At 59.4% G+C, this 9383-nt stretch carries 5 protein-coding genes and 1 pseudogene; 4 read left to right on the forward strand and 2 right to left on the reverse strand.

All coding sequences use genetic code 11. From position 1 onward, the window contains the following. The first annotated feature begins 364 nt into the window (after positions 1 to 364). Positions 365 to 3985 (forward strand): PAS domain S-box protein, encoded by a 3621-nt coding sequence (locus tag ACLIRY_RS12685; protein WP_413205758.1) that lies wholly within the window; start codon positions 365 to 367, stop codon positions 3983 to 3985. After that, on the forward strand, positions 3982 to 4929 hold the full coding sequence (locus ACLIRY_RS12690) for a diguanylate cyclase (RefSeq protein WP_413205759.1): 948 nt from the start codon (positions 3982 to 3984) through the stop codon (positions 4927 to 4929). The genes ACLIRY_RS12685 and ACLIRY_RS12690 overlap by 4 nt, the downstream gene beginning before the upstream one ends. 165 nt (positions 4930 to 5094) lie before the next feature. Here the strand turns inward: ACLIRY_RS12690 and ACLIRY_RS12695 are convergent, their stop codons facing one another. Then, a complete protein-coding gene (locus tag ACLIRY_RS12695; protein WP_413205760.1) occupies positions 5095 to 6201 on the reverse strand; it encodes a WecB/TagA/CpsF family glycosyltransferase in 1107 nt (368 codons plus the stop codon). 646 nt (positions 6202 to 6847) lie between these two features. Between ACLIRY_RS12695 and ACLIRY_RS12700 the strand changes: the two genes are divergently transcribed. Continuing rightward, entirely contained in the window at positions 6848 to 7459 is a 612-nt protein-coding gene (locus ACLIRY_RS12700) for a hypothetical protein (RefSeq protein WP_413205761.1), read from the forward strand. A 63-nt stretch (positions 7460 to 7522) separates the two neighbouring features. Continuing rightward, a complete protein-coding gene (locus tag ACLIRY_RS12705; RefSeq protein WP_413205762.1) occupies positions 7523 to 8545 on the forward strand; it encodes a glycosyltransferase family 2 protein in 1023 nt (340 codons plus the stop codon). 454 nt (positions 8546 to 8999) lie between these two features. Here ACLIRY_RS12705 and ACLIRY_RS12710 read toward each other — a convergent pair. Then, a pseudogene (locus ACLIRY_RS12710) lies at positions 9000 to 9104 on the reverse strand (helix-turn-helix domain-containing protein); the annotation flags it as partial. Between the last annotated feature and the right edge of the window lie 279 nt (positions 9105 to 9383).

Below are 9383 nucleotides of genomic sequence, written 5' to 3' on the forward strand. Positions count from 1 at the left end.
CAAAGCCATACGAAAAGTCGCCCCCTCCCATCTGGCGCAAAGTTTGCTTCTTGTACCCAGAAGCGGTGCCACTCCCTCAAGGGACATCGCGGCGTTTGGCCTCATCTAATCAATCAAGTAGTGTAAAGAAGCAAAAAACACCTGAGATCCGATACATCTCCACCAGGAGAAGCACTCTGGGCCTCCTATCGCCGCGACCAAGCATCCCATACACCTTGCAATATGCGGCACGAGGATTCGCAATATGAGAGTCGACTGGACACCATTGAAATGGATCCGCCCCCGGAACCTCTCACCGCTCAATCTGATTATAGCCTGCAGTGTTTTCCTCGGATGTGTTGCTGCATCCCATGTCTTGGGACATATGCAGCGCTCTCGAGCAGAGCTGAAATCAAGGGAAGCCGTTTCCCAAGAGGTCTCGACCCTCGCCGCCCGGCTGCAGCTGGAACTGAACGCGGACGTGTTTCTGGCCAAAGGCATGGTCGCGCATTTGCACGCCTCACCCAACGCGGGAAGAGAGGAGACCATGAGAGCTCTTTCCGCCTTGTACGACTTTGGCCGCAATCTGAAAAATATCGGATTGGCACCAGGAAACCGCATCCAATACGTCTATCCAGAAGAAGGAAACCAAGGCGTGGTGGGCCTGTTCTATCCAGACCTTCCAAAGCAATGGCCCGCAGTGAAACAAGCTATCGATAAAAAGGAAACCATGCTCGCCGGTCCCTTAGTTCTCAAACAAGGGGGACTGGGTCTGATCAGCCGTACGCCGATCTTTCTTGAAGGAGAGCACTATTGGGGCATCTTGAGCCTTGTCCTTGACGCCGAAAAGCTGATGAAGACCGTCACAGCTGCTGAAAAGAACGGACAAGTGCGCTTAGCCCTTCAGGGAACAGATGGCCTGGGGGAACGGGGGGACATCTTTTGGGGGGATCCGGCGCTGTTCACGGAGACGTCGGTCATACAGGTCACGCCTGTTCCAGGGGGATTCTGGCGGATCGCCGCCGCTCCCGTTGAAGGATGGGGGCATGGGGACAGCTATCTTGCGGAGACCTTCGGTGTTCTCCTCGGGGCCTTCGCATCGGTCATCACCTTGGCTCTTCGACGCAATCGCCAGAAAATGCTCGCCAGCCAGAGTCGGCTGGCGGCCTTCGCGGAAGCCACACATGACGGGATCCTTATCGTTGATGTCGAAGACCGTATCCGGGAAGCCAATCCAGCCGCAGCCAAACTGATCGGTCTCCCCCTTGATGGGATCGTCGACCGCACGCTCTCCAATTTCATCACGCCCGAAGCAAGTGGTGAGGGCCTCCTCTACATCAACCGACCGGAACCCGGTGAAACCGTCTTTGTCGAAGCAACCGTCGGCAAGGTCGACGTGAATGGGGAATCGCTGCGGCTCTTTTCCCTTCGGGATGTGGGGGACCGCTTGGCCGCCGAAACCGCCCTGCGGGAGAGCGAAACCAAATTCCGTACACTCGCCAGTCAAATCCCCGGAGTGATCTTCCAGTGGGCGGAGTATCCTGGCGGAGACCGAGGGTTCACCTATGTTGGCCCCCATGCGGACAGTATCCTTGGGCAATCGTCAGAAGACCTGATGGAGGACTGGACATGCTTTCAGATCCATCCCGACGACGCCCCCCGATGGGACACGACCATCCGCGAAGCGGTGCAGACCCTCCAGGATTGGGAGTTCGAGGGGCGTCGTATGGTGGACACCGATATCCGATGGTGGCAGGCGTATTCCCGCCCGACCCGATTGGCGGACGGAACGGTTCTGTTTACAGGTGTCACGTTCGACATCACGGACCAGAAGCGGGCCGAGCGCGCCCTCGCCGACAAGCAAAAGGAACTGTCCTCCGTCCTGGCGACCATCGTAGATGGCATCATCACCATCGACGAAAAAGGTCTGATGCGATCCGCCAACCCGGCAGCGGAACGACTGTTCGGCTACAGCGTCACTGAAATGGTCGGAAAAAACGTCAAGATGCTCATGCCCGAGGATATCACCGGAAACCATGGCCACTATTTGGAAGCCTACAGGGAGACGGGGCGAGACAGCATTATCGGCGTCGGACGGACCGTGACCGGGCGCCGACGGGATGGATCGCTCTTTCCTTTGGATCTCAGTATGTCCGAAACGATGACCAGCGAAGCGCGGGTGTACACGGGTATCGTCCGGGATGCCACGGAGCGGGTGGCCCATGAACGGGAACTTGAAAAAAACAAGACAGCTCTCGAACGACGGGCAACGGAGCTCACCACCTTGGCGGTGGAGCTGGAGGCGGCCCGGGACGAGGCCGAACGGGCGAACGAGGCCAAATCCCGCTTCTTGGCCATGATGAGCCATGAGCTGCGCACACCGGTAACGGGTGTCTTAGGCATGGCGGAATTGTTGTTGGCCTCTCCCCTCGAACCCAAGCAACAGAACTGGACCCGAATATTGAAACGGTCTGGAGACATTCTTCTGACCTTGCTTAACGACATCTTGGATGTTTCCAAGATCGAGGCAGACTGCCTGGTTCTCGAACGGATCGATTTCGATCCCCGGACCGTCCTGGCAGAAGTCGTCGAGCTTCTTGAGAATACGGCCCACGAAAAAAACGTGACGCTGACATGGACCCTGTCGGAGGACGTCCCGCCGATTCTCCTCGGTGACCCAACCAGACTGGGCCAAATTCTTTTTAATCTGATCGGGAACGGCATTAAGTTCACGCCCTATGGTAGCGTACAGATCGACGTCACCTACCTCACTACGGATGAACAGAATACAGATCGACTCCATGTCCGGGTCTCGGACACAGGTATTGGCATGACAGCCGAGGAGATCGAGCGCCTGTTCCGTCCCTTTAGTCAAGCAGAGACCTCCACCGTCCGCAGGTTCGGCGGAACAGGGCTGGGTTTGGCCATTTCGAAGAGCCTCATCGAGAAGATGGAAGGCACCATTGGTTGTGAAAGCACCAAAGGGGAAGGCTCGACGTTTTGGTTCACGATCGCGACGACGCCGGGATCTGTTGATAGCCTGCCCCAAACGGCTCTCCATCACCATCCGATTTCTTTCCGCGAGGCCCGCAGCCTCCATGTCCTTGTGGCCGAAGACAACGAGGTCAACAGAGCCCTCCTCAAGGATGTGTTGGAAATGAAAGGCCATAGCGCTATTGTGGTTGAAAATGGAGAGCTTGCGGTTGAAGCGGCTGCGCGGGAGAGCTTCGACCTCATCCTCATGGACTTGCAGATGCCGGTCATGGATGGATTGGAGGCCGCGCGCTTGATCCGAGCCGGGGACGGACCGAATGCCGAAGGGGTGCCCATTGTCGTCCTGACCGCAGACGTTCTCGCCGAAGCCCAGTTGTTCGAGCAGCCCTGTTTGATTTCAAAGGTCTTGACCAAACCCTTGGATTGGGACCGCCTCAACCACCTCTTGCACGATCTCTCAACAGAAGAAGCCGGGCAATCCCGCATAAATCGCCCCCGAGAAAAGCATCAGCCGGAATCTGGACAGGGAATGCAGAAAATCAGACCGAACACGCGGCCAGATGAGTCCATGGAAGATGAATCGCTTCAGACCTTGGATGTGACAGGCAGTGAATCCCCCCCCCTGGATCACGCTGGTGACGGGGTCGGGGATACGGATCAGAAAAGGCTCGCAGTCTTTTCGACCGACTGGATGACCTCCCTTGCCTCAACCCTTCCCCCTGAGAAGCTGACAGTCATTTTGCAATCCCTCGTCACGCGATTAGAGGGATTTGCCCGTGACCTTCCGGCTCTGTCCCAATCGGAGGCCCCGGATCAGCTCCGCAGATTCGCCCATGGGGTTTATGGAATGGCAAGCCAATTTGGCTTGGAGCAGTTGGCCGTCCTATCGCAGCGGATTCTCGAGAACCAAGGGGACCCACAGGATGGTGCGCCCTTGGATGGCTTCGACCGCGAGATCACAGCGGCCAAAGCCGCAGTGGCCGATCATATTGCAAAGGGAGGGAGAGCATGACGGAAACAGACGCCGAGGCCCGGCCCCTTCGCATCGTCATCGTCGACGACATGCTCCCCAACGCCCTCTTGGCCGAAGCCGTATTGAACCGGTTGGGCAGGGTCCAAGTGGATATCCACGACGACCCAAATTTAGGGCTGGAGGCTTGTCTTCAGGCGCCACCGGATCTCATCCTCTTAGACTTGGTGATGCCGGGGCTGGATGGATTGACATTCCTCCACCGATTCCGCAGCGCCATGGGAGAGGATTTCATTCCCGTCATCATGGTCACAGGAGACCCGAAGGAGAGAACCCTGGCCGAGGCAATGGCGATAGGAGCAACGGACTTCCTGCGCAAACCGTGGAATGAAACGGAATTGGAGGCACGCGCCCGAAACATGCTGTCCTTGCGCCGGTCCCACCTCGCCTTGCGCCGCAAGACTGAGGAACTCCGGCTCCTGGCGACCACGGATTCCCTGACCGGAGTCCTCAATCGCCGGGCTTTCGGGGCCGCCGTGGACGCTGAACTTGATCGGACGCGGAGATATGACCGGTCCGCTTGCCTGATGATGTTGGATATCGATTTCTTTAAGAAGATCAATGACACCTATGACCATGCCATGGGAGATGAAGCACTGAGGGTCTTCGCCAGCCATTGCCAGAGTCAACTCCGCGAGGTCGATCTGTTCGGTCGTTTGGGGGGAGAAGAGTTCGCCGGGTTTCTTCCGGAAACATCATCTGAAGAGGCCCTCGTCGTGGCCAACAGACTGCGAATGGCATTGAAAACCAGGGCTGTCGTCGACGGATCCCGGACCGTGTTCATGACGGTGAGTATCGGGCTCGCCCAAATCGGGATCGGCGACACCCTTGATGACCTCTTACGCCGTGCCGACGACGCCCTTTATCTATCGAAAAAGGACGGACGGGATCGTGTGACCTTGGCGCCTTATACCCAGGTGCGGTGAGTTTGCTTCACCGCACCTTGGAAGCGGCCAAGTGGCCGCCGCGCCTTATGGCGCGGTAAAGCCCGCCTGGCGTTTGAACGCAAGAAAAGCGGCGTGGGTTTAAACCCGCGCCGCTTGGTATAAGACAAGCGAAACGGACGATGTTTGAAAAAAAGGCTGGCGCAATCAGTGGGCGCCCCGGGCGAAGAGAACGGCGGGGATGGTTTTCAGCAGCAACAGGATATCCATCCACAGGCTCGGGCTTTCGTTGTAGGCAATGTCCATGCGGACCTGCCCCTCGAAGGGAATGGAGGACCGACCGGAGACTTGCCAAATGCAGGTAATGCCCGGTTTGCCGTCCAGACGGCGGCGCTCCACCGCACTGTACTGGGCCACCTCTTCGGGGAGAGCGGGCCGCGGCCCCACCAGGGACATATCCCCCTTCAAGACGTTCCAAAGTTGGGGAAGCTCATCAATGGATGTCTTCCTGATAACCTTGCCCACCTTGGTAATCCGCGGATCGTTCTTCATCTTGAACAGCACGCCACCGGCCATTTCATTCTTGGCCATCAACGCGGCCTTCCGGGCTTCCGCGTCACGGTACATGCTTCGCATCTTAAAGACCTTGAACAAACGCCCCCCCTCGCCGACCCGGCTTTGCGTGAAGAGAACGGGACCGGGGGACTCAAGGCGGATCGCAGCTGCCGCCACCAGCAACAGGGGTGATAGCATCACCAAGGCACACCCCGCACCCACCACATCCAGGCTCCGTTTGAGGATCCGGTGGATGGGCTTCGAAGCCCGGTGAAACCAAGCTGAAACGCTCTGGTGCAACGACTTCGCCTGCCCCGACCCAGGTTCGCTAAAGAGAGCTGTTTCCAGGGCACGCAAGGCTTGGGCCCGGCGCTCCGCTTGAACCCGCTCCTTCAGGATGGAAAGCACAAAAGCCAGATTTCCCAAGACATACCGTCGCCACATACACAGGGGCTCCTGGCGCAGGTGGAACATCCACTCGCACCCCAAGCGGCGCAGCCAAGTGGAGGCCCGGGGACTGCGACCCGAATGGAAATCGAACTGCCCCCCCACCCCCATGGCAACACCAACAGTCAGGTGCTCCACGTTGCGCACGACCCGGAGTTCCTGATGGGGCACCCCCATAGCGACCAGGAGAACATGCGAACGCGCCGCGTTGATTTGGGCGATGACGGCGTCCTGATCCTCCACTTCAAACACATCACGACGGTCGACATCGGGAAGGGACAAAGCGTTCTGGGGGGAAGGCACCGATACCATGGCGGAATCTCCACTATCGCGTTCAACACGGCAGAGCTAAAGCAAGCCCTGTGCCAACCCCAAAAAACACGGAATACCGACGGGATCCCAGGGTACACGACAGGGGGTGTTATCCCGTCACGGGGCTTTACCCCGTCCCCCACTGGGGCCGAAAGGCCCCAGACCCCGGGCATTTATTGGCCGAAAGGCCCCAGCACCCAGACCTCAAGCTCCTATTTGTAAAAGAAAAAGAGTGTTTGGGGGCATTTACCCAAATGGGTTTAGGCTATCGCCCAAAAAAGACAAGTCGCTGTCGTGTATCCTGGCGGGGTCTCCTCAAAGCGGCGCGAGCGGTTGCAGCGCATCGAATACATTGGATCGCGTTCTGCGAAGGTCTTTGCAAACTAACAGGAAGCGACCACGCCTGTCCCGATCCCCTCGTGACGGCCCCGCCCCCAGGAAAGTCCACTGGCAAAACTGCGTTTTGGAGAGAGAGGCTCAAGACACCGGCACCTGTGGACGCGCGCCATGGGGCATAGATACAGTCTTCGGTTGTCGTTCAATGGCAACAGACTCGTGTAAAAGCCACTTGGCACGTCAGTTGCCATGGCTTATCCATCTTTTTAATCGAGGTATCGCGAGATGGTGAACGAGGCAGGAAAACAGAGTGAGCCGGGTTGGGGAGTGCGAAACCGCCCGGGATCTTCGGGCTCGGCGGGAACGGATCGTCGAAGCCCTGAGTCTCCTCGCCTTGGTGGCCGTACCCGTCGTGGCCCTGCAAGCGGCTTTGGCTCCGGTCTACGGTCCCGCTGACGACACCCTACGGCCCAACGCTCTGGAGACCTTGCGGACGGCCTTCACCGATGCCCAAGGCAACGACCCGGGACGGCGGACGCGTATCCCGGTCGGTTCACTGACGCCCCAAGACCTTTTGTTTGGTCATCCTGCGGGAACGGCGTCCAACATCGCCGTGCGTCGGGACGCCTTTCGGGACAGCGGCGGCTTCGATACATCTTTGCAACATGCTGAGGACCAGAAATGGATGTTGAGAATGGCACTTCGGCATCCCAACGGTCTGGTGGGCCTTCAGACCCCTCTGGTAAACTACCGCACCGGCCGCCAGACGCTCTCTGCCAGTTTGAAGGCCATGGACGAGGGGTGGACGGCGGTGGTCGATCGGGCAGCGGCCCTGGACCCCCGCCCTGGTCAAACGGCACGGACAACGCGCCAAGGCCTCGCGGACGCACCTTCGGCGTCCTCGCCCACATGGTCTTCTTGACCAAACCGATGCCGACCGCCCGCCAAGCCGCCTGCGCCCTTTCCCAGTCCGGAGATACGTAACATGACCGCCCCTCCTTCCGTTTCCGTGGTGATGCCCGCTTACAACGTTGCGGCGTTCATCGAGGAGAGCATCGGCTCCGTTCTTGCTCAGACCTGGAGTGATTTCGAACTGGTTGTCGTCGACGACGGATCGAGCGACAACAGCGCCGCTTTGGCCGAGGCCATCGATGATCCCCGGATCAGCGTGATCCGGCAGGTCAACCGGGGACTCGCCGGGGCTCGCAACACGGGGATCCGGGCAGCACGGGCACCAATCATCGCTTTCCTGGACTCTGACGACCTGTGGATGCCCAGGAAACTGGAAGCCCATATGGCGCACTTGGCCGCCCATCCCGCCGTGGGGGTGAGCTTTGATCCCTCACGGATAATAGACGACGCGGGGCACCCCCTCGGTCTGGTCCAGACACCGAAGCGGCGAGACATTTCTCCCCTAGACGTCTTCACCCGCAATCCCGTTGGAAACGGGTCCGCACCCGTCATCCGGCGGACCTGCCTGGACTCCATCGCCCTCCTTCCCGCACCGGGTGAACCCGGCGCCGATCGCTTGTGCTGGTTCGATGAGAGCTTCCGCCAAAGCGAGGATATCGAGTGCTGGATGCGGATCGCCCTGACCACCGACTGGCGTTTCCAAGGGCTAGATGAAGCCTTGACCTGGTATCGGATCAGTGAAAGCGGCCTTTCGGCCAATGTGGAACGTCAATTCGAGTCCTGGCGTCGCATGGCGGCCAAAGTGGCAGCCCTGGATCCCGAGTTTTATCTTGACCATGGCCGCCTGGCTGAAGCCTATCAACTCCGCTATCTGGCGCGCCGCGCCGTCCGCTCCCGAGATGGGAGAAAGGCCCTTTCTCTTGTGACGCGCGCCATCCGAACCGCGCCCGCCATCCTGTGGAAAGAACCCTTACGCAGCCTCGTCACCCTGGGAGCCGCGATCGTGCTACGTGGGACGCCTCTGGTCCTCTATCGATCTCTGGAGCGCTTGGCTCTGTCCCTTAATCAAATTCGCACACGGGGAGGGACCGCATGACCACCTGCTCAGCCTCCCGGACGAGCACGCTGTCGGTGGCGTCGCCCATAAGCTTCGGGATCTGCATACGGCGCCTACAGCCAATGGCGTGTCCTGCCGCGCCGAAGCGGTGGATCCGCGCCAGGCGAACCCGGGTGCTATCGGCTCGGGCCGACCGGAAGGTTTCCACCGCGTCCTCGACGACCAGCAACACCATGGTGGCGACCAAGCCGTCCAGGGTTGACAGAAAAGCGCCCAACATCAGAACCCACGGGGTGAGCAAACGGGAAAGCCCCCAAGTGGCAAACGGCACGACGACCAGAGCAACCAGGGCCAGACGGGACTTCGGCAGAAGAATCATGGCGAACGCCGCGACCAAGCCGATGGCTCTCCATTTCGGGCTCTTCTCCGCAGGGCTCAGATGGCGGTGATGTTGCCCATGAACCCTGCGGTCGGCGCCCCGGTCGCGGACAATCCGTGAGCCCGGCGCCCCCTCCTCGTTGTAACGATGCACCCAAACGCGCAGGGTCTGGCGGGTCATCCCGCCCGCCTCGGCGGCGTAGGTCCGAGACGCTCCATCAATGTAATACCAAGCGGCGCGGGTTGAAACCCAGGCCGCTTTTCTTGCGTTCAAACGCCAGGCGGGCTTTTACGCGCCATAAGGCGCGGCGGCCACTTGGCCGCTTCCCAGGTGCGCTGAGGCAAACTCACCGCACCTTGGTATAACTGCTTACGGTGTTGGCGCAAAAGGGTTGGCTTGGGCTGATGGTTGTGATTCAACCTATTTATGAAAGCGCCGTACAGATATCCCCTGCAAGACGCGGACAAGGACGCCCTGATCCGGGATCAGATGGCGCTG

This window comes from Rhodospirillum sp. A1_3_36 (assembly GCF_047263945.1).
Classification (GTDB): Bacteria; Pseudomonadota; Alphaproteobacteria; order Rhodospirillales; family Rhodospirillaceae; genus Rhodospirillum.